The sequence below is a fragment of the Paludibacterium flexuosum genome, from assembly GCF_037076605.1.
Taxonomy (GTDB): domain Bacteria; phylum Pseudomonadota; class Gammaproteobacteria; order Burkholderiales; family Chromobacteriaceae; genus Paludibacterium.
Map to the genome: position 1 here is coordinate 3,132,455 of NZ_AP029060.1, position 21,409 is coordinate 3,153,863.

The window sequence follows — 21,409 nt, forward strand, 5'->3', positions numbered from 1 at the left end:
GACCGGTTGCGGCTTGCACCGCAGCCGGTCATGCCTTGCTGCGCTTGAGACGCCGCCTCAACTGGAAGTTCAGGAAAGTGCGGCCGAGCGAGGGATGTAGCAGGGGCAAGCCCACCCATTTCCTTTCTCCTGGCGCCAGCGGCAGTTTGCGCAGCAGGCCGAGCGTCAGTTCGCCATCCAGGCGCAGGCTGCTGAGCAGGCGTTGATAGAGAAACTCGTCCAGAGACTGGTCGCGGATCAGATCCTTGAAGCCTTCCCTGCCGAGAAAGCGTACCGCCAGCTGCTGGAACTCCGGGCGCAGCGCCGGCCAGTGCTGGCTTTGCTGCAGGGTGTCCTTGACGCGTTGCAGGATGGTGATGCGGTCTTCCACCAGGAAGGGCGCGTACTGCGCACGAATGCCGCGCTGGCGCTGACGATTGCCGTACAGGGCCAGTGGCACGATCTGCACCCGCGTGACCGAGGCCATCAGCCGGACGGAGAACTCCAGATCCTCGTAAACCAGTCCTTCGGCAAAGCGCATCGACCCCATGCTCTCGCGCCGGTACAGCCGGCTGCAGACGCTGACGGGCAATTCGCCGGTCAGCAGGGCGCGCAGTCCGTCCAGGCCGGCCATCCCTTTGCCTGCCACGGTATAGGTTGGCGGGAAGTTGCAGGGGGTGCCATCGGCAAAGCCGTGCATCCAGCATTGCACCACGTCGGCCTGACTGTTCTCGGCCGCGTTGACCAGGGTGTGCAGGAAAGTGGGGTGCAGCAGATCGTCGGCATCGACAAAGGCAATAAAGCGGCCTCGGGCCTGCTCCAGCCCGGTGTTGCGAGCTGCGCCGACGCCGCCGCGCTGGCGGCGGGCATAGCGCAGCCGGGTGTCGGAGGCGATCAGCGAGCGCAGCCGAACCGGTGTTTCGTCGCTGCTGCCGTCATCGACGATGATCAGCTCGAAATTGGTAAAGGTCTGTGCCGTGATTGAGCGCAGCGTGGTTTCGAGATAACTGAGGTCGTTGTAGCTGGGAAGGATGATGGAAACGATGGGCTGCATGGCAAACCGCAAAAATGGAATGATTATCCATGCTCATGGGTTTGATCACAAGGCAGAAGGCCATTGTTGTCATGAATTCGTCCTTCAGCGGGGCCGAGGCTCAGGATCTGCTCGCATTGCTGCAGGCAATAAGCCGAGTGGCTGGCGACGATGATGGTCAGGCCACTGCTGCGCAGCCGGGCCAGTAACTGGCGCTCGGTTTCGCTGTCCAGCGCCGCCGTCGGCTCGTCCAGAATCAGCACCGCCGGCTGGTGCAGCAGGGCTCGTGCAATGGCCAGTCGCATCCTCTCTCCGCCGGACAGATTGCCCCCCTCCGGGCTGACCGGATGCTCCCATCCCTCAGGCTTGTCTGCGATGAGCCGGTCCAGGCAGGCCAGGTAGCAGGCACGCTGCAACAGCTGGGCATCGACCGGCTGGCTCAGACCCAGGGTCAGGTTGTCGCGCAGGCTGCCTGCCAACAGCTGAGGCTGCTGTCTGACGCCGGTCACCAGCGCATGCCACGTCTCATCACTGCAGGTTTCGGCGCAACACGTTCCCAGGCAGATGCTGCCCTGATAACCACTCAGTTTCAGCAGGGCGTCCAGCACGCGGCTTTTGCCTGTCCCTGAGGGGCCGGTGAGCCCCAGCCATTGACCGGGGGGAACGGAGAACGACAGGGGGGCTCCGCTGCCCACCTGCAGTGCCGCCACCTGCAGGGTGGCCGGTAATGCCGGATGGAGAGCGGGCCGGGACGGCTGGCAGTCGGTCGATAGCCAGCGGACGCCTTCTTCCAGCGCCAGCAGATGACGCTGCATGTCGAACAGGCTGCCCGCCAGCCAGGTCATGGGCATGGCGAACTGGATCATGTAGGCATTGAGCATGACCAGATCGCCCAGACTGCCATGCCCCTGCTGAATCGCCAGGGTCGACAGCAGCAGGCCGGCCGAGATCAGCAGGATTTTGCCGGCGTAGAGTGTGCCCAGTCGGCGGTTGCCACGGATGACCGCGTCCTGCCAGCGTGTGCAGTACTGGCTGGCCTGCTGCATGGCCTGGGTCTGCGCGTTGTTCAGCTGCAGGGTGGGAATCAGGCCGAGGCGCTCCTGCAGATGTCCGCTCAGCCGGGTGCTTTCGTGGTGGATGTCGCGGGTGACGTCGCGTGCGACGCGCACGGTGAGCAGCGAGCAGCCGAAGAAGGCCGCCATGGTCAGGAGCAGGACCAGCGCGATCTGCCCGCCCTGGCTGAGGGTCAGCAGCCAGGCCGCACCGATCAGTTCGATGACGATGGGCAGCAGGCCCCAACTGAGATTGCAGGTCAGGGCGCCGACGCTGCCGGCTACGCGGCGGAAAATCGCCAGGGTTTCGCCGGCCGGCTCCTGCGGATTGTGTGTGCGCCATGGCTGGCGGATGCGATGTTCGAACAGCGCCAGCCCGAGGCCGCATTCGAAAGAGGCCGACAGGCTGGCGGCCAGGGTGTTCTTCCAGAAGAAGGCCACCTGGCTGGCGCCCCAGCACAGGGCATAGGCACTGATGGTCAGGATGCCGGGCCAATGTTGCTGGTCCTGCAATTGGTCCAGCGACTGCTTGAGCAGCCAGGGCGTGAGGATGCTGGCGCTGCTGATCAGGCAGACCACCAGCGAGATCATGCCCAATTGCGCCAGGGCACGCGGGTGGTGGCGGCGCAATGCCGCCAGCAGGCGGCGATAGTGTTGCCAGGCGACAGGCAGGTTCATCAGGGTATTCGCACCAGAAGATGCAGCGCGTGATTCAGGTCGGGGCGGTCGAGCAGAACCTCTCCGCCGACATTGAGCCAGGCGTGCGCCAAAAACGGGTTGAGCTGGAAGCCGATGCAGAACTCGCAGGCGATCGACTGTCTTGCCAACCATAGCGCGGTCACCAGGGCATTTTCCAGACAGGCTGTCCGGAAGGGCAGGTAGAGGCTGCAGGCGCGAATCTGCAGCGCCAGTGACCGGCATTGCGCAGGCGCCGCCGGGCGACAGTGCTGCGTCTGGCGCCGGGCCAGCCGGACAAACTGACCATGCAGGCCGCGCGTCTGCGTCATGAGGCGGGTCAGCAGGAAGTCCCACAGGATCCGGCTGCGCTGGCCCGGGACCAGGGGCGGCGGGTGGTCTGGCGGCAGCTGCCATTCGTGCAGACCGACGCCGGCCGGGCGGTGTGTCTCCTCGCGCAGGGGCTGTGACATGGCGGCGTGCCGCAGGACCCCGCCATGCAGGGCGCGTTGCACGATCGGCGCCGGTGCCCCTTCTGGGGCGGCCTGCAGGGCTTGCCGCAGCAACAGGCTGTCCGGCGCCTCGATGAAGAGGTAACGGTCACGCCGGGCATCGAGCAGGATCAGTCGCTCGCCGACAAACAGATGGTGAATGTGGGGAGCAAAGATCAGATGCGCCGTCATGTCAGCTCCCGGCTGGCTTGCTGCAGGAAGCGCTCGACGGCGATGACCTTCATCAGCAGCGGCGAGATGTCGCCGATGCCGTAGCGCTGCCGCTGCAGTTCAGCTTCGAGTGCCGGCCAGGAAAGCAGTCCCTGCCTCACCAGCCAGCCTTCGCGGATCAGTTCGGCCAGGGCCTGGTGATGCCGGTTCAGTGCGCGCAGCACCATGGCCGTGGTGTGACCCTTGCTCTGACGCCAGAGACCGGGTTCGCGGTAACGCTGGTACAGGGCGCGTCGCAGCGCGAGCCGGCTGTGTTGCGCATCAAAGCTCTGCCAGGCCGGCAGGGCATGCGCAGCGCGCAGAATGGCCCGGTCAAAGAAGGGAAACACCACCCGGGTGCAACCATCGCGCAGACGATGGTGCGACAGCTCCTGTGCCAGCTGGAACAGCAAGGTGGCGCGCCAATGCTGCATCAGCGTCAGCGTCTGCATGCCGGGCTGCTGGCGCCAGCTTTCCGCCTGGCGGGCCAGCCGCTGCAGGCGCAGGCTGCCTCCGTTGCTGTGCCAGGTCTGGTCATCCGGCATCTCCGCTCGGCCGCGCAGGGTTTGCCACTGCAGTTGCAGCAACTTGAAGCGCAGGCTCAGCAGGGGGAGTCCGTAATGGGCGGCGAGGCGGCGCAGGGTGTCTTCGCGCTGGGCTGCCGGGGCCTCCAGCACGCTGGCCACCGGCGGGCTGGCAAGAAACAGATGATCGCCACCGTGACCGTTCAGGTGCGGCAGTGAGCTCGCGCCATGACAGTGGTCGAGCAGGCTTTGTTCATAGCCGAGGGCGAGAAACATCATCGAGGGGTGGTTGGCCGGCAGCGTCGTATGCAGCGGCATGCAGTCGATGTGTGCCAGATCGATCAATTGCTGTGATACACCGAGCCGTACGGCGCATTGCTGGGCATGGCGCCGGTCATCCGGCGCGCTCGACTGGCTGTCCCAGGCGGTGACGGTCTGTACCGGGATGCTCAGGGCGCGGGCGCTGAGCAGCAGGGCAGTGGAGTCGAGGCCGCCGGAAAACTCCAGCAAGGCCCCCTGCTTGCCCAGTCGGGTCGCCAGGCTGTCCTTCAGCCCTTGCGCCAGATCTCCGGGCGGATCCTGGGGGATAAGGCAATCAAGTACCTCGTGCATGCTGCTGTCCATGCGGCCCCCCTGACGCTGCAGGCGCAGTTGCTCGCCATTGAACAGTTGCAGGATGCCCTTGAGCGGGGACTGGCGTAGCTGGGTTTCCTCCCGGCACAGGAAGTAGGCCAGATGGGGCAGGTCCCACTCGCGCCAGCCGGTCTGGCGTTGCAGCCACAGCCAGCGGTCGCCGATCAGCAGCGTGTCGTGGTGCAGGCAGAAGAACAGCGGAAAGCGGGCATCGATGGCTTTGCGCAGGGTGATGTGTTCGGGAGTCAGATGGAGCTGGTTGCCCTCCGGCAGGGGCAGGGTACGGTCCAGGGGGGCGCTGAGCAGTCCCGGTGTGGCCAGCAGGGCGAGATCGTCCGGCCAGACGGGGGAGTGCAGAGGGGTGACGGGCTGATCGGAGAACCATAATTGGATTTGTCGGATGGTGGTGGTCATGGCGGGCTTGTTGGTAGGGAAGAAAACCGCCCCGGCCAGGTTCCGGGGCGGCCGTGGCGGGGTCAGACGCGCTTGTAAACCCAGGCGGAGATTTCATAGATCGAGCCACCCTGGGTGCCTCGTGTGTGGTGAGAGGCGCAGATTTCGTGGCCCAGTTTTCCGGCAGTCAGTACATGGCGCTTGAACAGTTTCATGAGGCTTTCTCCAAGAAGAGGCGTCCGTGAATTCGGTCGCCTTTGTCACAGAGGCGGCGGGCGGGCGATGGTTTCCGGCCTGCCACGGCATGGCCCGCTGCGCGGGCGGCGCCGGGCAGGAAATCAGCCTTCAGGGTTGTTTCGGCCGATTGCCGGAAGGGCCTTGCCGTATCGCGATCGCGTCAAGCAAGGATGTCGGCGCTTTGTGGTTCGCGATGATCTCGCGTGCCAGAGAACGGTTCGAGGCCGGCTGGGATACAGAAAAAGCTGATGTCACGAGCGGCACAGCACTGGCATGGGTACAGGCCAAGCCCTGCCGCTGGCGGGGCATTTTCTCTTTGTCTGCCTCGCGCCAATCATTGGTGTAATGGTTTTTTTACGCCGTTTTTATATCCCAAAGCGTAATGTGCCAGCGTGAATCCCCGGGCGAGGTACTGCGGTGCCGCCGCCCTGAATAACCTGGAGATCGTGATGGATTTGATCTACGTCGGTCTGACGCTGCTGTTCGCGCTGCTGACTTTCTTGCTGATCGAAGGCTGCGCGCGGCTGGGAGGCAAGTCATGAGTCTGATTTACCTGTTGAGTGCTGCCTCGGCAATCGGGTTGCTGGTGTACCTGATTTATGCCCTGTTGAAACCGGAGAATTTCTAACATGACGTCTGATGCCCTGATTTTGCTGGGGACCTTTCTGCTGGCGCTGTTGCTGCTGTCCTATCCGCTGGGTGGCTATATGGCGCGGATCATCAAGGGCGAGACCCCCGGTGCGGCCCGCGTGTTGCGGCCGCTCGAATGTGCCATTTATCGCCTGTGCGGCGTCGACCCGGAACAAGAGTCTGGCTGGAAGGGCTATGCCATCGGACTGATCGTTTTTAGTCTGGTGGGCACCCTGTTTACGTATCTGCTGCAGCGCGTGCAGGGCTATCTGCCGCTCAATCCGCAAGGAATGGGCGCGGTCGGCCCGGATACGGCATTCAATACCGCCATTTCCTTTGTCGCCAATACCAACTGGCAAAGCTATGGCGGTGAAAGCACCATGAGCTATCTGACCCAGATGATGGCGCTGACGGTACAGAACTTCCTGTCTGCCGCCAGCGGCATTGCCGTGGTGGTGGCGCTGATTCGCGGTTTTGCACGCCACAGCGCTGCCGCCATTGGCAATCTGTGGGCCGATTTGACACGCATTACGCTGTATATCCTGTTGCCGCTGGCTATGGTGTTCAGCCTGTTGTTTGTCGGCCAGGGGGTGATCCAGAATCTGCGCCCCTACCAGGAAGTGACCACGGTGCAGGCCACCCAGTATCAGCAAGCGCGTCTGGACAAGGAGGGCAATCCGGTCAAGGACGCCAGCGGCAAGCCGGTGGTGGATACGCTGACCGCCAGGACTCAGACCCTGGCCATGGGCCCGGTCGCCTCGCAGGAGGCCATCAAGATGCTGGGGACCAATGGCGGTGGTTTCTTCAATGCCAACTCGGCCCATCCGTTTGAAAACCCGACCCCGCTGAGCAATCTGCTGCAAATGCTGGCGATCTTCCTGATCCCGGCGGGTCTGTGCTTTACCTTCGGCAGCATGGTGGGCGACAAGCGCCAGGGCTGGGCGGTGATTGCCGCCATGACGGTGCTGTTTGTCTCGCTGACCTGCGTCGGCCTGTGGGCCGAGCAGAAAGGCGTGCCGGCACTGAATGCGCTGCATGTCGACCAGCAGGCCAGCAGTCTGCAGGCCGGCGGCAATATGGAGGGCAAGGAGACCCGTTTTGGCATCAACAGCACCATGCTGTTTGTGGCCGTGACCACCTCGGCCTCCTGCGGTGCGGTCAATGCCATGCATGACTCCCTGACGCCGCTGGGCGGTCTGGTGCCGACCTTCCTGATGCAACTGGGTGAAGTGGTATTCGGTGGTGTCGGTTCCGGTCTGTACGGCATGCTGATCTTTGCCATTCTGGCGGTGTTCATCGCCGGGCTGATGGTTGGGCGCACGCCGGAGTACCTCGGCAAGAAGATCGAAATTTTCGAAATGAAGATGACCGCGCTGACCATTCTGGTGACCCCGACGCTGGTGCTGGTGCTGACCGCCATTGCCGTGATGACCGATGCCGGTCGTGCCGGCATTGCCAATCCGGGAGCGCATGGTTTCAGTGAAATCCTGTACGCCTTCACCTCGGCGGCCAACAACAACGGCAGCGCCTTTGGTGGCCTGTCGGCCGGGACCCCGTTCTACAACACCATGACTGGTCTGGCGATGTGGTTTGGCCGTTTCTTCATGATCGTACCGATTCTGGCCATCGGTGGTTCGCTGGCGGCCAAGAAACGTCTGCAGGCAACCTCCGGCACCCTGCCGACGCATGGGCCGCTGTTCGTGGTGCTGCTGATCGGCGTGGTGTTGCTGGTCGGGGCCCTGAACTATGTCCCGGCGCTGGCATTGGGGCCGGTGGCCGAACATTTGCAAATGATCCTGGCGCACTAACAGACGACAGGAGAGACGGAAAATGAGCCAAACAAACAAAAACCTGTCGATGTTTGACCCGAGTCTGGTCAAGCCGGCACTGATCGATTCTTTCAGAAAGCTGTCGCCACGGGCGCAATGGCGCAATCCGGTGATGTTCGTGGTGTTTGTCGGCAGCATCCTGACCACCTTGCTGCTGATCCCGGCGGCACAGGGCAAGGGCGAGGCCTCCTTCGGCTTCATTCTGGCCATCACCCTGTGGCTGTGGTTCACCCTGCTGTTTGCCAATTTTGCCGAAGCGCTGGCCGAAGGGCGCAGCAAGGCCCAGGCGGCCAGTCTGCGCAGTGCCAAGAAAAATGTGGTGGCCAAGAAGCTGACGGCCGGCGGCAAGTACGGTGACCCGGTGACCGTGGTCGATGGCGCCAGCCTGCGCAAGGGCGACATCGTGCTGGTCGAGGCCGGCGATACCATTCCGGTCGATGGCGAAGTGATCGAAGGCGTGGCCTCGGTGGACGAGTCGGCGATTACCGGCGAATCGGCCCCGGTGATCCGCGAGTTCGGTGGCGACTTCTCCTCGGTCACTGGGGGTACCCGTGTGCTGTCCGACTGGATCGTGGTGCGCATCAGTGCCAACCCGGGGGAGACCTTCCTCGACCGCATGATTGCCATGGTGGAAGGAGCCAAGCGGCAGAAGACCCCGAACGAGATCGCGCTGACCATTCTGCTGGTGGCGCTGACCATCGTGTTCCTGGTGGTGACCGTGACCCTGCTGCCGTTCTCGGTGTTCAGCGTCAATGTGGCTCACGCCGGCACGCCGATCACCATTACCGTGCTGGTTGCCCTGCTGGTCTGTCTGATTCCGACCACCATTGGCGGTCTGTTGTCGGCCATCGGTGTGGCAGGCATGAGCCGCATGATGCAGGCCAATGTGATTGCCACCTCGGGCCGTGCCGTGGAAGCCGCCGGGGACGTGGATGTATTGCTGCTGGACAAGACCGGCACCATCACGCTGGGCAACCGCCAGGCGGCCAGCTTCCTGCCGGCCATGGGCGTCAGCGTGGAAATGCTGGCTGATGCCGCCCAACTGGCCTCGCTGGCCGATGAAACCCCCGAGGGGCGCAGCATTGTGGTCCTGGCCAAGCAGCAGTTCAATCTGCGCAGCCGGGCCATTCAGGATCATGAGGCCACCTTTATTCCTTTCTCGGCCATGACGCGCATGTCGGGTGTCGACTATGACGGCCGTCAGATCCGCAAGGGCGCCATCGACGCCATCCGCAAGCATGTGCAGTCTGCCGGCGGTACCTTCCCGGAAGACGTGGGCCGCATCGCCGACGAAGTCGCCCGTCGTGGCAGCACGCCGCTGCTGGTGGCCGAAGGCAATCGGGTGCTGGGGGTGATCGAGCTCAAGGATATCGTGAAGGGCGGCATCAAGGAGCGCTTTGCCGAACTGCGTCAGATGGGCATCAAGACCATCATGATCACCGGCGATAACCCGCTGACGGCGGCGGCCATTGCGGCCGAGGCCGGGGTGGACGATTTTCTGGCCGAAGCGACGCCGGAGAACAAGCTGTCGCTGATCCGCAAGCATCAGGCAGAAGGCAAGCTGGTGGCCATGACGGGCGACGGGACCAATGACGCGCCGGCGCTGGCCCAGGCCGATGTGGCTGTGGCGATGAATACCGGTACCCAGGCGGCCAAGGAAGCCGGCAATATGGTCGATCTGGACTCTAATCCGACCAAGCTGATCGAGATCGTGGAGATCGGCAAGCAAATGCTGATGACCCGCGGTTCGCTGACCACCTTCTCGATTGCCAACGACGTGGCCAAGTATTTCGCCATCATTCCTGCCGCGTTTGCTTCGACCTATCCGCAGCTCAATGCGCTCAACGTCATGCATCTGAACAGTCCGAATTCGGCCATTCTGTCGGCGGTGATTTTCAACGCCCTGGTGATTGTGGTGCTGATTCCGCTGGCGCTGAAAGGGGTGAAGTACAAGGCGCAGGCCGCCGCGCAACTGTTGCGCGACAACCTGCTGATTTATGGCCTGGGCGGCATCATCGTCCCCTTTGTCGGCATCAAGCTGATCGACATGATCATCGGTGCCATGGGCTTGGCCTGAGGAGAACATCATGAATAAAACCATTCGTCCTGCCGTTGTGCTGTTCGTCATGCTGACGCTGATGACCGGTCTGATTTACCCGCTGGCGATGACCGGGCTGGCGCAGTGGCTGTTTCCGCAGCAGGCCAACGGCAGCCTGGTGAGTCGCAACGGCCAACTGGTCGGTTCCCGCCTGATCGGGCAAAACTTCAGCGATAATCGCTATTTCTGGAGTCGTCCCTCGGCCACCAGCCCGATGAGCAATAATGCCGCCAACTCAGGTGGCTCGAATCAGGGGCCGACCAATCCGGCGCTGAGCGATGCGGTCAAGTCGCGTATCGAGGCGCTCAAGGCGGCGGGTCCGGTGCCGGCCGGTGCCGTACCGGTGGATCTGGTCACCGCCTCGGCCAGTGGTCTGGATCCGGACATCTCGCCCGCCGCGGCTTACTATCAGGTGCTGCGTGTTGCTGCCGTGCGCAAGCTGCCGGCCGAGCGGGTGAAGGCCCTGGTGGACAGCCAGGTCATTGGCCCGCAGTGGGGATTCCTCGGTGAGTCGCGGGTGAATGTCCTGCAGCTGAACCTGGCCCTCGACGAGATGAAATAAACCGTTGGGTGCCGTGTTGGATGGCGCACTTGAAGAGTGCGCCCTACGCATTTGTGCCGTAGGGGGCATTCGCCGAAGGCAATGCGCCAATGCACCTTTCCGATATTGAAGGAATGACAACATGACCGATGATCAGCGACCAGATCCGGACGAACTGCTCAATCAGCTAAAGCGTGAAGAGGCGGAGGCGCAGCGTGGCCGGCTGAAAATCTTCTTCGGTGCCTGCGCCGGTGTCGGCAAAACCTACGCCATGCTGAGTGCGGCACAGGAGCGTATGGCTGGTGGCGGCGAGGTGGTGGCCGGGGTGGTGGAGACCCATGGCCGCAAGGAAACCGAAGAGAAGCTGGCCGGGCTGAAGCAGTTGCCGCTCAGGGAGATCGAGTACAAGGGGCACACGCTCAGGGAGTTCGACCTGGATGCCGCCCTGGCGCTGCGGCCCCCGCTGATCCTGATCGACGAGTTTGCCCATTCCAATGTGCCGGGTTCGCGCCATCCCAAGCGCTGGCAGGATGTCGAGGAGTTGCTGGCGGCCGGCATCGACGTCTACACCACCCTGAATGTGCAGCATCTGGAAAGCCTGAATGATGTGGTCGGGCAGATTACCGGCATCGTGGTGCGCGAGACCTTGCCGGACAAGGTCTTCGACTCGGCGGACGAGGTGGCGCTGGTCGATTTGCCGCCGGAAGAACTGCTGGGGCGTCTGCATGCCGGCAAGGTGTATATCGCCCACCAGGCCAAGCGCGCCGTCGACAACTTCTTTCGCAAGGGTAATTTGCTGGCCCTGCGCGAGCTGGCGCTGCGCCGTACGGCTGACCGGGTCGATGCCCAGATGCGTGCCTATCGTGCCGACCAGGCGATCAAACCGGTGTGGCAGGCGCGCGAGCGTCTGCTGATCTGTCTCGGGCCGGCGCCGGGCGGCGAGAAGCTGGTGCGCAGTGCCAAGCGCATGGCGGCCAACCTCGATGCCGACTGGATCGTGGTGTATGTCGAGACGCCGCATCTGCAGCGGCTGAGTCAGGCGGCGCGCGACCGCATCCTGAAGGTTTTGCGTCTGGCGCAGGAGCTCGGCGCCGAGACCAGCGTGCTGGCCGGTGCCGATCTGGCGGAAACCGTCGAGGCCTACGCCAATACCCGCAATGTTTCCAAACTGGTGGTCGGCAAATCGCCGCGCAGCCGTTGGTCGCAGATTGTCCGTCCGACCCTGGTGGATGAACTGTCGCGTCGCCACAGCCAGTTCGATATCTATGTGGTCGGTAATGAGGCGACCACCGAGGGCGACGCCCGCCCGGATGGTCTGCGTCGTCGTGACGGCCTGTACGCGTCGCGCGAGGCGGAAGAGAAGAAACGGGTCGGCTATCTGGCCGCGGCCGGGGTGTGTGCCGCCACGACGGCACTGGCCTCCGTGCTGGTGCCACTGCTGGATCTGTCCAACATCATCATGATCTACCTGATGGTGGTGGTGGGGATTGCGGTGCGCTTCGGGCGCGGGCCGGGCGTGCTGGCGTCCTTCCTCTCGGTGGCGGTGTTCGATTTCTTTTTTGTGCCGCCGCGCATGTCGTTCTCGGTGTCGGATACCCAGTATCTGGTGACCTTTGTCGTCATGCTGGGGGTGGCGCTGACCATCAGCCAGCTGACGGCACGCATGAGTTTCTCCGTCCGCATTGCCACCCAGCGCGAACGTCGCACCCGCGCGCTGTTTGACCTGGGACGCGAGCTGGCCGGTGCCCTGACGGCGCAGCAAATCATCGAGATCGGCGCCAGTCATGTCGAGGCGCTGTTCCAGGCGCGATGTGATCTGCTCACGCCCAATAGTCAGGAGCAAGTGCGCCCGGCGCTGGAGAAGGAGATTGCCGATGTGGGGGTGGCGCAGTGGGTGTATGACCACCAGCAGCCGGCGGGACTGGGGACCGATACCTTGCCATCCAGTGCCGCGCTGTATGTGCCGCTCAAGGCGCCGATGCGCACGCGCGGCGTGCTGGCCCTGGTGCCGCAGGACCTGCATCAGGTGTTTATTCCCGAACAGCAGCGATTGCTGGAAACCTGTGCCAGCCAGATCGCGCTGTCACTGGAGCGGGTGCACTACGTCGAAGTGGCTCAGGATGCCATCGTGGCGATGGAGTCGGAGCGTCTGCGCAACAGTGTGCTGTCGGCCATCTCGCATGATTTGCGTACCCCGCTGACCACCATGGTCGGGCTGTCGACCTTGCTGGCGCAGACGCTGTCGCGCGAGCGCCAGCTGGAGGTGGCCCATCTGATCCATGACGAGGCCTTGCGCATGAACAATCTGGTGACCAATCTGCTGGATATGGCGCGCTTGCAGTCCGGCGTGCGGCTCAACAAGCAGTGGCAGTTGCTGGATGATGTGGTGGGCAGTGCGCTGCGCTCGGCCGATACGGCACTGCAGCACCATGAGCTGCAGATCGCTTTGCCGGCGGATCTGCCTCTGCTGGAGTTCGACGAGGTGCTGATCGAGCGTGTGCTGGTCAATTTGCTGCAAAATGCCGGCAAATATACCCCGGAAGGGTCCCTGATCTGCCTCTCGGCGCGTGTTGAGGCGCGTGAGGTGGCGATCATGGTGAGCGATAATGGTCCGGGCCTGCCGGTGGGGTTGGAAAACCGGCTGTTCGATAAATTTACCCGGGGTATCTCCGAGTCGCCGACGCCGGGTGTCGGTCTGGGGCTGGCGATCTGCCGCTCGATTGTCGAGGCGCATGGGGGCAGCATTGAGGCCAGCGCGGTCGAACCACACGGTGCCCGCTTCACCTTTACTTTGCCGCTGGGGCACCCCCCGGTGGTGCCGGAGGCCTGATTGCCATGAGTGAACTGCCGATTTCCATCGTCATGATCGAAGATGAAAAGGCCATTCGCCATTTTCTGGTGGCGGCGCTCGAGAACGAGGGCATGCGCGTGTTTGAGGCGGAAAGCGGCAAGAAGGGTCTGATCGAGGTCGAGACGCGCAAGCCGGATCTGGTCATCCTCGATCTCGGTTTGCCGGATCTGGATGGCGTGGAGGTGATCCAGCGCCTGCGCCAGTGGTCGCAAGTGCCGATTCTGGTGTTGTCGGCCCGTACCCAGGAAGCGCAAAAAGTGGCGGCGCTGGATGCCGGCGCCGAAGATTATCTGACCAAGCCCTTTGGCGTGGCCGAGTGCCTGGCGCGGGTGCGGGTGTTGCTGCGGCGCCGGGTGCGCGACAGTGCTTCGGCCAGTCAGGTGTTCGAGTTTGGTGATGTGCGGGTCGATCCGGTCAGGCGCCTGGTGTACAAGGCCGGCACCGAAGTGCGCCTGACGCCGGTGGAGTACCGGCTGCTCAGCGTGCTGATCCGCGATGCCGGCAAGGTGCTGACGCATCGTGAGTTGCTGCGCGAGGTCTGGGGGCCGTCTTATTCGGAGAGCAACCAGTATCTGCGAGTGTATATGGGGCATTTGCGCCAGAAGCTGGAAGATAATCCGGCCATGCCGCGCCATATCCTGACCGAGACCGGGGTCGGTTACCGGCTCAGCACGACGGGCTGAGGCCGGACCTTTGGTCAGGCCGCTAGCCCGCCCTGGCGAGGATCCGAGATCTTTGCTTGGCGCTGGTCAGGGTGCGGGATAAACTGCTGCTTTTCCCGTCGCCTGCCCTGATTACCCATGTTGAAGTCTTTGCGTTCCCTGTTGCCCCTGCTGCCGCTGTCCCTGCTGGTAGCGTGTTCCAGTCTTCCCCCGTCTGCACCGCTCACCCCGCCGTCTCCCGGCGGATCGCCGGTCAGTGCCGGTGCGATCCATTTCAGTCCCGGGCCGGTGACGGCGCTGCCGGATTGGCAGCAACAGGATCTGTCCGCCTCGCTGGCGGCCTTGCGCCAGAGTTGCCGTGTGGTGGCGCGGCAGCCGCAGTGGAGCGCCCCTTGCCAGGGGCTGGCGAGTCTCGGCAGCGAAGACAATCAGGCGCTGCGCCAGTTTTTCGAATCGCACTTTACTGCCTGGAAAATTCAGGACGGTGCCAAAGACAGCGGTCTGATCACCGGCTATTACGAACCGATTCTCAGCGGCAGCCGCACGCGCAGTGCTGCCACACCCTGGCCGGTCTACGGGCTGCCGGACGATTTGCTCTCGCTGTCACTGCCTGCCTCGGCCCGCAATGGTGGCACGCTGGTGGCACGTCGGGTCGGTGCCAACCGCCTGCAGCTGGTGCCGGGGGCGAGCAGTGCCGCCCCGGGCCAGGTGCTGGTGAATCCTGCCGACTTCCCGGCGGATGCCCGCGGGCAGCTCAAGGGGCGCATCGATAATGGTCGTCTTTTGCCCTATTACACGCGCGCCGAACTGGCGGCCGGGCAGGGGCATACACCGCCGGTGCTGGCCTGGGTGGAAGATCCGGTTGAGCTGTTTTTCCTGCAGGTACAGGGCGCCGGTCGTATCCAGCTGGACGATGGCAGCATTCTGCGTGTCGGGGTGGCCGACAATAACGGCTGGGGTTATCAGTCGATCGGTCGCTGGCTGGTGGATCACGGTGAGCTGACCATGGGGCAGGCATCGATGAGCGGCATCCAGAACTGGGTGCGCCTGCATCCGGATCGCCAGCAGACGCTGTTCAATGTCAATCCGCGCTATATCTTCTTCCGCGCCATGCCGGGCAACGACGAGGGGCCGGTCGGGGCGCTCGGGGTGCCGTTGACCAATGGCTACAGCATTGCGGTTGATCCACATTTCATTCCACTGGGCACGCCGGTGTATCTGGCGACCACCCGGCCGAATTCGCAGCAGCCGCTCAACCGGCTGATGCATGCCCAGGATACCGGCAATGCCATTCGTGGCGCGTTGCGCGCCGATTTCTTCTGGGGTTATGGTGCCGAAGCCGGACTCAATGCCGGCAGCATGAAACAGGCGGGCAGCATGTGGTTGCTGCTGCCCAATGGGGCACGTCCCATCGCTCTGATGACAGGAAAGTCTTTGCCATGCGCCGATGGTTTTGCTGGTGTTTGTTGATCGGACTGACCGCCTGCGGCAAGCAGCAGGCCGAAGAAACGGCGGCGGTGGTGCCCCGTCTGTTATCGGCGCAGGACGTCCAGGTTGCGCGCATCGCGCCGGTGGTGGATGGATTGCCGTTTACCGGCACGCTCAATCCGCTGCGCAGCAGTGTGGTGGGCTCGGAACTGGAAGGAACGGTGCTGGAGGTGGCGGTGCGCGAGGGCGAACCGGTGCGGCGCGGGCAGGTGCTGGCGCGCATCGACAGTCGTGTGGCGCGCGCGGCGATGTCGGAGCAGCAGGCGCAGCTGGCCAATCACCAGTCTCGCCTTGCGCTGGCCCGTATCAAGCTGGAGAAGCAGCGCGAGCTGTTTGCCAAGGGCTTCATCTCCAAGCTGGCCTTTGAAGAGGAAAGCAGCAATTACCGCATCGCCGAAGGTGAGTTCCGTGCGCAGCAAACGCAGCTGGCGCGTGCGCGCAAGGTGCTGGCCGACAGCGTGCTGCGTGCGCCGATCGATGGGGTGGTGTATCAGCGCAAGATCAATCCGGGCGAGCAGGCGCAACGCGGAGCCAGTCTGTTCAGCATTGCTGATCTGTCGGTGCTGGAAATTACCGCCAATATCCCTTCGCAGCAGGTTGCCCGACTGCGTTTGGGCATGACGGGCCAGTTTCGTATCGAGGGCAGTGATCAGCGCTGGCAGGGGACGCTGGTGCGCATGAATCCGGTCGCTCAGTCCTCGACGCGCAGTTTTGCCGTGTTTCTGCGCGTGGCCAATCCGCAGGGGCAGTTGCGTGCCGGACAATTCGTCCAGGGGACGATCGGCCTGACTCAGGTCGCGGATCAGGTGGCGCTGCCGTTGACTGCAGTGCATGACGCCGATGGCCAGCCATGGGTGATGGGCGTGCGCGACGGCAAACTGGTGCGACTGCCGGTGCAGATTCGGCTGCGGGCCGAGGCAGAGCGCCTGGCCGCGATCTCCGGGGTGACGCCGGGGCAGACCGTGGTGGTCGGCAGTCTGCTGGGGCTGAAGGCGGGCGACGCGGTGACGCTGCCTGCCGGTCACTGAGGAGCGCAAACATGTGGCTGACCCGCATCAGCGTCCATAATCCTTATTTCGCCACGGTGCTGATGCTGGCCCTGGTCGTGCTGGGGGCATTCTCCTGGTCGCGCCTGCCGGTGGAAGAGTTTCCGGATATCCGCTTCCCGGTGGCGGTGGTGATCACCGAGTACAGCGGTGCCTCACCGGCGGTGGTGGAGAGTGAGGTCAGCCGGCCGCTGGAGGAGGCGCTCAACACCATCAGCGGCATCAAGCATATCCGCTCCTATTCCATGCTTGGCTTCTCTTATGTGGTCGCCGAGTTCGAGCTGGGCATCGATCCGACCGTGGCCCTGCAGGATGTGCGTGACCGCGTCGGCGGGGTGCAGGGACAGTTCCGGCGCGAGATCGGCACACCGCGCGTCTCGCAGTTCAATCCCAATGATCGTCCCTTGATGTCGCTGACGCTGAATACCAGTCAGGTGAGCCAGCGTGCGCTGACGACCTGGGTCGAGCAGGTACTGAAGAAGCGCCTGCAGACCGTGCCGGGGGTGGGCGAGGTGAAAATGTATGGCGGGGTGTCGCGCGAGATCCGCATCGATGTCGATCCCTACCGGCTGGAGGCGCTTGGCTTGTCGGTGCCGGAGATCGCCGATGCCGTGCGCGAGGCCAACCGTGATTTTCCCGCCGGCACGGTGACGACGGCGCACAACGAGCTGGCGGTGCGCATCGCCGGCAAATTGAAGACGCCGGAGGATTTTGCCCGCCTGGTGGTGGGCTATCGCGACAATCGCGCTATTGCGCTGTCGGAGGTCGCCAGCGTGAGCGACGCCGAGGGAGAGCAGGACAGTGTGGCCCTGATCAACGGCCAGCCGGGCGTCGGACTGGATATCCGCGCCACCCGCGGCGCCAATGTGGTGCAGATGGCCGATGGTGTTCATGCGCTGCTGGCGGAGATGCAGTCGCAGATGCCGGCGGGTGCCACGGTGCACTTTACCGAAGACAAGTCGGTCAGCATCAAGCGCTCGCTGGCCAATGTGCAGGCCACGCTGCTGGAAGGGGCGATCCTGACCGTACTGATCGTGTTTCTGTTTCTCGGCTCCTGGCGCAGTACGGTGATTACCGGCCTGACGCTGCCGGTGGCGCTGATCGGGACGCTGTTTGCCCTGCAGATGGCGGGATTCACCCTCAACATGATGACGCTGATGGCCCTGTCGCTGTCGATCGGCCTGCTGATCGATGATGCCATCGTGGTGCGGGAAAATATCGTGCGCCATGTGAATCTGGGCAAGGGGCACCGGCAGGCGGCGCTGGACGGCACCAACGAGATCGGTCTGGCGGTGCTGGCCACGACCCTGACCATCGTGGCGGTGTTCCTGCCGGTGGGCTTCATGGGCGGGGTGATCGGCAAGTTCTTTCACCAGTTCGGTCTGACGGTGACCGTGGCGGTACTGATCTCGATGCTGGTCAGCTTTTCGCTCGATCCGATGCTGTCCTCAATCTGGCCCGACCCGCATCGGCATGGCGACCGGCACAAGGGCTGGCTGGGGCCGTTGCTGGATGGTTTCGAATCGCTGCTTGACCGGGTTGGCGGGCATTATCTGCGCGCCCTGCAGTGGTCGCTGGCACATCGCAAGACGGTGATTGGCCTGGCCCTGCTGCTGACGGTGGGCAGCTTTGCCCTGGTGCCGCGCATTGGCGGCGAGTTCATGCCGCGCCAGGACCGTGGCAGTTTTCTCATCAGTTTCAAGACGGAGGCCGGCTCGACGCTGGCGTATACCACGGACAAGGCGCGGACGCTGGAGGTGCTGATGCGTCAGATCCCGGAGGTCAAGACTGTGGGGATCTCGACCGGCAACGGCGACTTCGGTTCAGCCGCCTCGGAAGGTTCGCTGCGGGTGGATGTCGGCCCGCGTGACCAGCGCCGGCGCACGCTGACGCAGATCATTGCCCAGGCCCGCACGCTGGCGGGGCAGGTCGGCGGTATTGAGGTCAAGTCGGTCAGTGAGCTGGATCAGGATGGCGGTGGCGGGCAACCGGTGAGCATTGCGCTGCGCGGCAACGATCTGACTGCGCTGTCGCAGGCTGCCCAGCAGTTCATCAGCGGTCTGTCCAAAGTGCCGGGCATTCGCGAGCCGCGCTCCTCCCTGGCGGAGGCCGATCCCTCGCTGGACATTCAGGTGCGGCGTGATGCGGCCGCCTCGCTGGGCATCGATCTCAGTCGGGTCGGTCAGACCTTGTCGACCCTGCTGGGCGGTTCGGTGGTGACTACCTGGGAAGCGCCGGATGGCGAGAATTACGATGTGCGCCTGCAGGTGCCCAAGTCCCTGCGCCGCAGCGAATTGCTGGATGTGCTGACCGTGGCCGGCAATCGGGATGCCAGCGCCGGCGCCAGCATGGTGCCCCTGTCGACCGTGACCCAGCTCAAGCGTGGCGAGACGCCGCGCGAGATTGACCGGGTCGATCTGCAGCGCGAGATCACCGTGACGGCCAATATCAGTGAGCGTGATCCGGCGGCGGTGTTTGCCGATGTCGACCGTCTGATCAAGCAAACGCGCCTGCCGGACGGGGTGAGCATCGATCAGCAGGGCGACAGCCAGAACATGCAGGAAGCCCTGTCGGCGGCCTTGCAGGCCCTTGGTCTGGGTGTGATCTTCATTTACATGATTCTGGCCGCGCAGTTCCGCAGTTTTACCTTGCCGGTGACCATCATGATGGCGCTGCCGCTGGCTTTTGTCGGGGTGTTTGTCGCCTTGTGGCTGTGGGGCTCGACGCTGAACATGTTCTCAGTGATCGGGATCGTGATGCTGATGGGGCTGGCGGCGAAGAACGGGATTCTGCTGGTGGACTTCATCAATCAGTCGCGCCGCGAGGGGCTGTCGCGGCACGAGGCGATTCTGGCCGCCGCGCAGGTGCGTCTGCGTCCGATCGTGATGACCAGTCTGGCGATGATCTTCGGCATGTTGCCGCTGGCGCTGTCGGGCGGCGAAGGCGCGGAGACGCAGCGGCCGATGGCGCATGCCATTATCGGCGGCCTGGTGACCTCCACCCTGCTGACGCTGCTGGTGGTGCCGGTGGTGTATACGTTGCTGGACGGGTTGCGCCGGCGCGTGCGGCGCCTGATCGGTCAGCCGGAGGCCTAGGCCCCCGGCCTGGGGCTCACAGCAGGGCGAGATGGACGCGTTTGTTGCGTGCGCCCTTGTTTTCGATTTTCTTCACCTGCACCTGGCCGATTTCGCCGGTGCGCCGGACATGGGTGCCGGCACAGGACTGCAGGTCGATGCCCTCGATTTCCACCAGGTGCACTTCTGCCGCATCCATTGGCGGCGGGGCGCTCATGGTCTTGACGAGATCCGGCTGCGCGCGCAAGACCTCGCTGCTGGTCAGCTTCATGTGTACCGGATAATCGGCACCAACCAGCCGGTCCAGTTCGCGCTGGATGGTCTCCTTGTCCAGCACCACCCCTTCGGGCAGGTTGAAATCCATGCGCCCGCCTTCTTCGTTGAGATTGCCGCCGGTCACTTCATAGGGCAGCACCACGGTCAGCAGGTGCTGGCAGGTATGCATGCGCATGTGGCGGTAACGGCGAGACCAGTCGAGTTCCAGGCTGACGCGGGTGCCGGGCGGCAGGGTCGGTGCTGCGCCGAGGTAGTGCACGATTTGTCCGCTGTCCGGGTCGCGCAGGGTGTTGACGATCGGGTAGCACACGCCACCGCTGCATAGCGTGCCGGTATCCGCCGGCTGGCCGCCGCCTTGCGGGTAGAAAATGGTGTCGGCGAGGATCAGGCCGCCCTGCGCGTCCTGACTGACCACCTCGGTCTCGAGTCGGGTTTGATAGGTGTCTTGGTAAAAGAGCTCTGCCAATTGGTTTCTCCTCCTCAGGCGTCGGCGAAGGCAATCACCACGCGCTTGTTGCGCTTGCCCTTGTTTTCGATTTTTTTCACCAGCACCGGGCCGATTTCGGCGGTATGGCGCACATGGGTGCCGCCACAGGGCTCCAGGCTGACGCCACTGATTTCAACCAGGTGAACCTCCGGTTTGTCCAGCGGCGGGGGCAGCGCCATGGAGGCGATCAGGTCGGGTTGCCGGATCAGCTCGGCGGCCGGGATCATTTTCATGGTGACCGCATGGTCGGCCGCGATCATCTGGTTGAGACGGGTTTCGATGTCGTCCTTGTTCAGTTCCTCACCCTCGGGCAGGTTGAAGTCGAGCCGGGCGCTCTCGGCGGTCAGGTTCCCGCTGGTGACTTCGTATTTGAGGACTTCGGACAGCAGGTGCAGACAGGTGTGCATGCGCATGTGGCGATGGCGCCGTGCCCAGTCGATGCGCAGGGTGACCGGGCTGCCGCTGGCCGGGTACTGGGCGGTCTCCGGCAGGAAGTGCACGATCTCGCCACTGTCGGGGTCGCGCCGGGTATTTTCCACCGCGATGACGCTGCCGTCCTGCAGGGTCAGGGTACCGGTGTCCCCGGGCTGCCCGCCGCCTTGCGGGTAGCTGATGGTGTCCGCCAGCACCACGCCGCCGGGGCGGTGGTGCAGGACGGTGGTCTGCAGTTCGGTCTGATAGGGGTCGAGATAGAAGCATTCCTGCATGATGGCCTGCCCTTGTGAGATGTCTGTTTGACAGTATTCTTACAGCGTGGGGGCAGGATGCGTCAAATGCAATACGGGTGAAGCGGCCGGCGCTCAGTGGCGCAGTGGCCAGGGGAACCAGAACGGACCGCCTCGGTTATCGATCAGGTATTCGCGGTAGGCCGGCTGGTATTTGGCCAGGAAGGCCGGCTCGCTGCTCGCCGGGCAGACGCCTTCGTAGCCCTCGCCCCGCTCGCCGACTTTTTCCCCGTTTTCCGGGGTGCAATAGCCTTGTAAACCCGTTTCGCGTGCGGTCAGATAGGCCTGGCGGTCAAAGTCGATACCGAAGCGAGCGCAGGATTCGACATGTTTCTCCAGCCGCCACAGCCCGTAACCTTGCCGGCCATCCTTCAGGCCCAGCTGTGCCGGGGTGATGTTGCGGCACTCCTGTTCGTTCATGGTGGCGCAGCCCGCCAGTGGCAGCAGGCAGAGCAGGGCGGTCAGGATTTTCATG

General features: G+C 63.7%; 18 protein-coding genes. 10 read left to right on the forward strand and 8 right to left on the reverse strand.

The features are described 5' to 3' along the window. Positions 1-28: 28 nt before the first annotated feature. The 5 genes from AACH39_RS14880 to AACH39_RS14900 all read right to left on the reverse strand — a co-directional run bounded on the left by AACH39_RS14880 (position 29) and on the right by AACH39_RS14900 (position 5,205). The gene (locus tag AACH39_RS14880) at positions 29-1,033 is read right to left on the reverse strand and encodes a glycosyltransferase family 2 protein (protein ID WP_215778093.1); all 1,005 of its coding nucleotides are present in this window, start codon (positions 1,031-1,033) and stop codon (positions 29-31) included. 23 nt (positions 1,034-1,056) lie between these two features. Further along, on the reverse strand, positions 1,057-2,742 hold the full coding sequence (locus AACH39_RS14885; RefSeq protein ID WP_338620488.1) for an ABC transporter ATP-binding protein: 1,686 nt from the start codon (positions 2,740-2,742) through the stop codon (positions 1,057-1,059). Further along, complete coding sequence (locus tag AACH39_RS14890; RefSeq protein ID WP_215778088.1) at positions 2,742-3,422, reverse strand: lasso peptide biosynthesis B2 protein; 681 nt, start codon at positions 3,420-3,422, stop codon at positions 2,742-2,744. The genes AACH39_RS14885 and AACH39_RS14890 overlap by 1 nt, the downstream gene beginning before the upstream one ends. Beyond that, entirely contained in the window at positions 3,419-5,011 is a 1,593-nt protein-coding gene (locus AACH39_RS14895; RefSeq protein WP_338620489.1) for an asparagine synthase-related protein, read from the reverse strand. The genes AACH39_RS14890 and AACH39_RS14895 overlap by 4 nt, the downstream gene beginning before the upstream one ends. Before the next feature lie 62 nt (positions 5,012-5,073). Continuing rightward, complete coding sequence (locus tag AACH39_RS14900; protein WP_256444948.1) at positions 5,074-5,205, reverse strand: hypothetical protein; 132 nt, start codon at positions 5,203-5,205, stop codon at positions 5,074-5,076. A gap of 26 nt (positions 5,206-5,231) precedes the next feature. Between AACH39_RS14900 and AACH39_RS14905 the strand changes: the two genes are divergently transcribed. From AACH39_RS14905 to AACH39_RS14950, 10 genes are all read left to right on the forward strand, one after another. Continuing rightward, positions 5,232-5,573, forward strand: coding sequence for a hypothetical protein (locus AACH39_RS14905; RefSeq protein WP_338620490.1), 342 nt, complete (start codon positions 5,232-5,234; stop codon positions 5,571-5,573). Between the two features lie 192 nt (positions 5,574-5,765). Then, positions 5,766-5,855, forward strand: a complete 90-nt coding sequence (gene kdpF, locus AACH39_RS14910; protein WP_133678765.1) for a K(+)-transporting ATPase subunit F — start codon at positions 5,766-5,768, stop codon at positions 5,853-5,855. Between the two features lies 1 nt (position 5,856). Further along, on the forward strand, positions 5,857-7,665 hold the full coding sequence (kdpA, locus tag AACH39_RS14915) for a potassium-transporting ATPase subunit KdpA (RefSeq protein ID WP_215778080.1): 1,809 nt from the start codon (positions 5,857-5,859) through the stop codon (positions 7,663-7,665). Between the two features lie 22 nt (positions 7,666-7,687). Then, positions 7,688-9,763 (forward strand): potassium-transporting ATPase subunit KdpB, encoded by a 2,076-nt coding sequence (gene kdpB, locus AACH39_RS14920; protein WP_338620491.1) that lies wholly within the window; start codon positions 7,688-7,690, stop codon positions 9,761-9,763. 10 nt (positions 9,764-9,773) lie between these two features. Beyond that, a complete protein-coding gene (kdpC, locus tag AACH39_RS14925; RefSeq protein WP_215778076.1) occupies positions 9,774-10,346 on the forward strand; it encodes a potassium-transporting ATPase subunit KdpC in 573 nt (190 codons plus the stop codon). A gap of 121 nt (positions 10,347-10,467) precedes the next feature. Continuing rightward, positions 10,468-13,155 carry a DUF4118 domain-containing protein gene (locus AACH39_RS14930; protein ID WP_215778073.1) on the forward strand — a complete coding sequence of 896 codons (2,688 nt, stop codon included), beginning with the start codon at positions 10,468-10,470 and terminating at the stop codon, positions 13,153-13,155. Between the two features lie 5 nt (positions 13,156-13,160). Further along, positions 13,161-13,859: a two-component system response regulator KdpE gene (kdpE, locus tag AACH39_RS14935; RefSeq protein WP_215778071.1), complete on the forward strand. Its 699-nt coding sequence runs from the start codon at positions 13,161-13,163 to the stop codon at positions 13,857-13,859. Positions 13,860-13,976: 117 nt separating this feature from the next. Beyond that, positions 13,977-15,308 (forward strand): murein transglycosylase A, encoded by a 1,332-nt coding sequence (locus tag AACH39_RS14940; RefSeq protein WP_338620492.1) that lies wholly within the window; start codon positions 13,977-13,979, stop codon positions 15,306-15,308. Further along, positions 15,278-16,354 carry an efflux RND transporter periplasmic adaptor subunit gene (locus AACH39_RS14945; RefSeq protein WP_338620493.1) on the forward strand — a complete coding sequence of 359 codons (1,077 nt, stop codon included), beginning with the start codon at positions 15,278-15,280 and terminating at the stop codon, positions 16,352-16,354. The genes AACH39_RS14940 and AACH39_RS14945 overlap by 31 nt, the downstream gene beginning before the upstream one ends. A gap of 11 nt (positions 16,355-16,365) precedes the next feature. Beyond that, positions 16,366-19,467 (forward strand): efflux RND transporter permease subunit, encoded by a 3,102-nt coding sequence (locus AACH39_RS14950; protein WP_338620494.1) that lies wholly within the window; start codon positions 16,366-16,368, stop codon positions 19,465-19,467. A gap of 16 nt (positions 19,468-19,483) precedes the next feature. Here the strand turns inward: AACH39_RS14950 and AACH39_RS14955 are convergent, their stop codons facing one another. The 3 genes from AACH39_RS14955 to AACH39_RS14965 all read right to left on the reverse strand — a co-directional run bounded on the left by AACH39_RS14955 (position 19,484) and on the right by AACH39_RS14965 (position 21,408). Continuing rightward, on the reverse strand, positions 19,484-20,188 hold the full coding sequence (locus AACH39_RS14955; RefSeq protein ID WP_215778063.1) for an alanyl-tRNA editing protein: 705 nt from the start codon (positions 20,186-20,188) through the stop codon (positions 19,484-19,486). Between the two features lie 14 nt (positions 20,189-20,202). Next, positions 20,203-20,916, reverse strand: coding sequence for an alanyl-tRNA editing protein (locus tag AACH39_RS14960; RefSeq protein WP_215778060.1), 714 nt, complete (start codon positions 20,914-20,916; stop codon positions 20,203-20,205). A gap of 93 nt (positions 20,917-21,009) precedes the next feature. Next, positions 21,010-21,408: a DUF2799 domain-containing protein gene (locus tag AACH39_RS14965; RefSeq protein ID WP_338620495.1), complete on the reverse strand. Its 399-nt coding sequence runs from the start codon at positions 21,406-21,408 to the stop codon at positions 21,010-21,012. Position 21,409: the final 1 nt, after the last annotated feature.

What these genes read in the sequence shown, in the direction of transcription:
- AACH39_RS14880 (WP_215778093.1), bottom strand. Translation starts at nt 1,033, where the DNA reads ATGCAGCCCATCGTTTCCATCATCCTTCCCAGCTACAACGACCTCAGT.
- AACH39_RS14940 (WP_338620492.1), top strand. Translation starts at nt 13,977, where the DNA reads ATGTTGAAGTCTTTGCGTTCCCTGTTGCCCCTGCTGCCGCTGTCCCTG.
- kdpB (WP_338620491.1), top strand. Translation starts at nt 7,688, where the DNA reads ATGAGCCAAACAAACAAAAACCTGTCGATGTTTGACCCGAGTCTGGTC.
- AACH39_RS14895 (WP_338620489.1), bottom strand. Translation starts at nt 5,011, where the DNA reads ATGACCACCACCATCCGACAAATCCAATTATGGTTCTCCGATCAGCCC.
- AACH39_RS14890 (WP_215778088.1), bottom strand. Translation starts at nt 3,422, where the DNA reads ATGACGGCGCATCTGATCTTTGCTCCCCACATTCACCATCTGTTTGTC.
- AACH39_RS14950 (WP_338620494.1), top strand. Translation starts at nt 16,366, where the DNA reads ATGTGGCTGACCCGCATCAGCGTCCATAATCCTTATTTCGCCACGGTG.
- AACH39_RS14930 (WP_215778073.1), top strand. Translation starts at nt 10,468, where the DNA reads ATGACCGATGATCAGCGACCAGATCCGGACGAACTGCTCAATCAGCTA.
- AACH39_RS14960 (WP_215778060.1), bottom strand. Translation starts at nt 20,916, where the DNA reads ATGCAGGAATGCTTCTATCTCGACCCCTATCAGACCGAACTGCAGACC.
- kdpC (WP_215778076.1), top strand. Translation starts at nt 9,774, where the DNA reads ATGAATAAAACCATTCGTCCTGCCGTTGTGCTGTTCGTCATGCTGACG.
- kdpA (WP_215778080.1), top strand. Translation starts at nt 5,857, where the DNA reads ATGACGTCTGATGCCCTGATTTTGCTGGGGACCTTTCTGCTGGCGCTG.
- AACH39_RS14900 (WP_256444948.1), bottom strand. Translation starts at nt 5,205, where the DNA reads ATGAAACTGTTCAAGCGCCATGTACTGACTGCCGGAAAACTGGGCCAC.
- AACH39_RS14965 (WP_338620495.1), bottom strand. Translation starts at nt 21,408, where the DNA reads ATGAAAATCCTGACCGCCCTGCTCTGCCTGCTGCCACTGGCGGGCTGC.
- kdpE (WP_215778071.1), top strand. Translation starts at nt 13,161, where the DNA reads ATGAGTGAACTGCCGATTTCCATCGTCATGATCGAAGATGAAAAGGCC.
- kdpF (WP_133678765.1), top strand. Translation starts at nt 5,766, where the DNA reads ATGAGTCTGATTTACCTGTTGAGTGCTGCCTCGGCAATCGGGTTGCTG.
- AACH39_RS14885 (WP_338620488.1), bottom strand. Translation starts at nt 2,742, where the DNA reads ATGAACCTGCCTGTCGCCTGGCAACACTATCGCCGCCTGCTGGCGGCA.
- AACH39_RS14945 (WP_338620493.1), top strand. Translation starts at nt 15,278, where the DNA reads ATGCGCCGATGGTTTTGCTGGTGTTTGTTGATCGGACTGACCGCCTGC.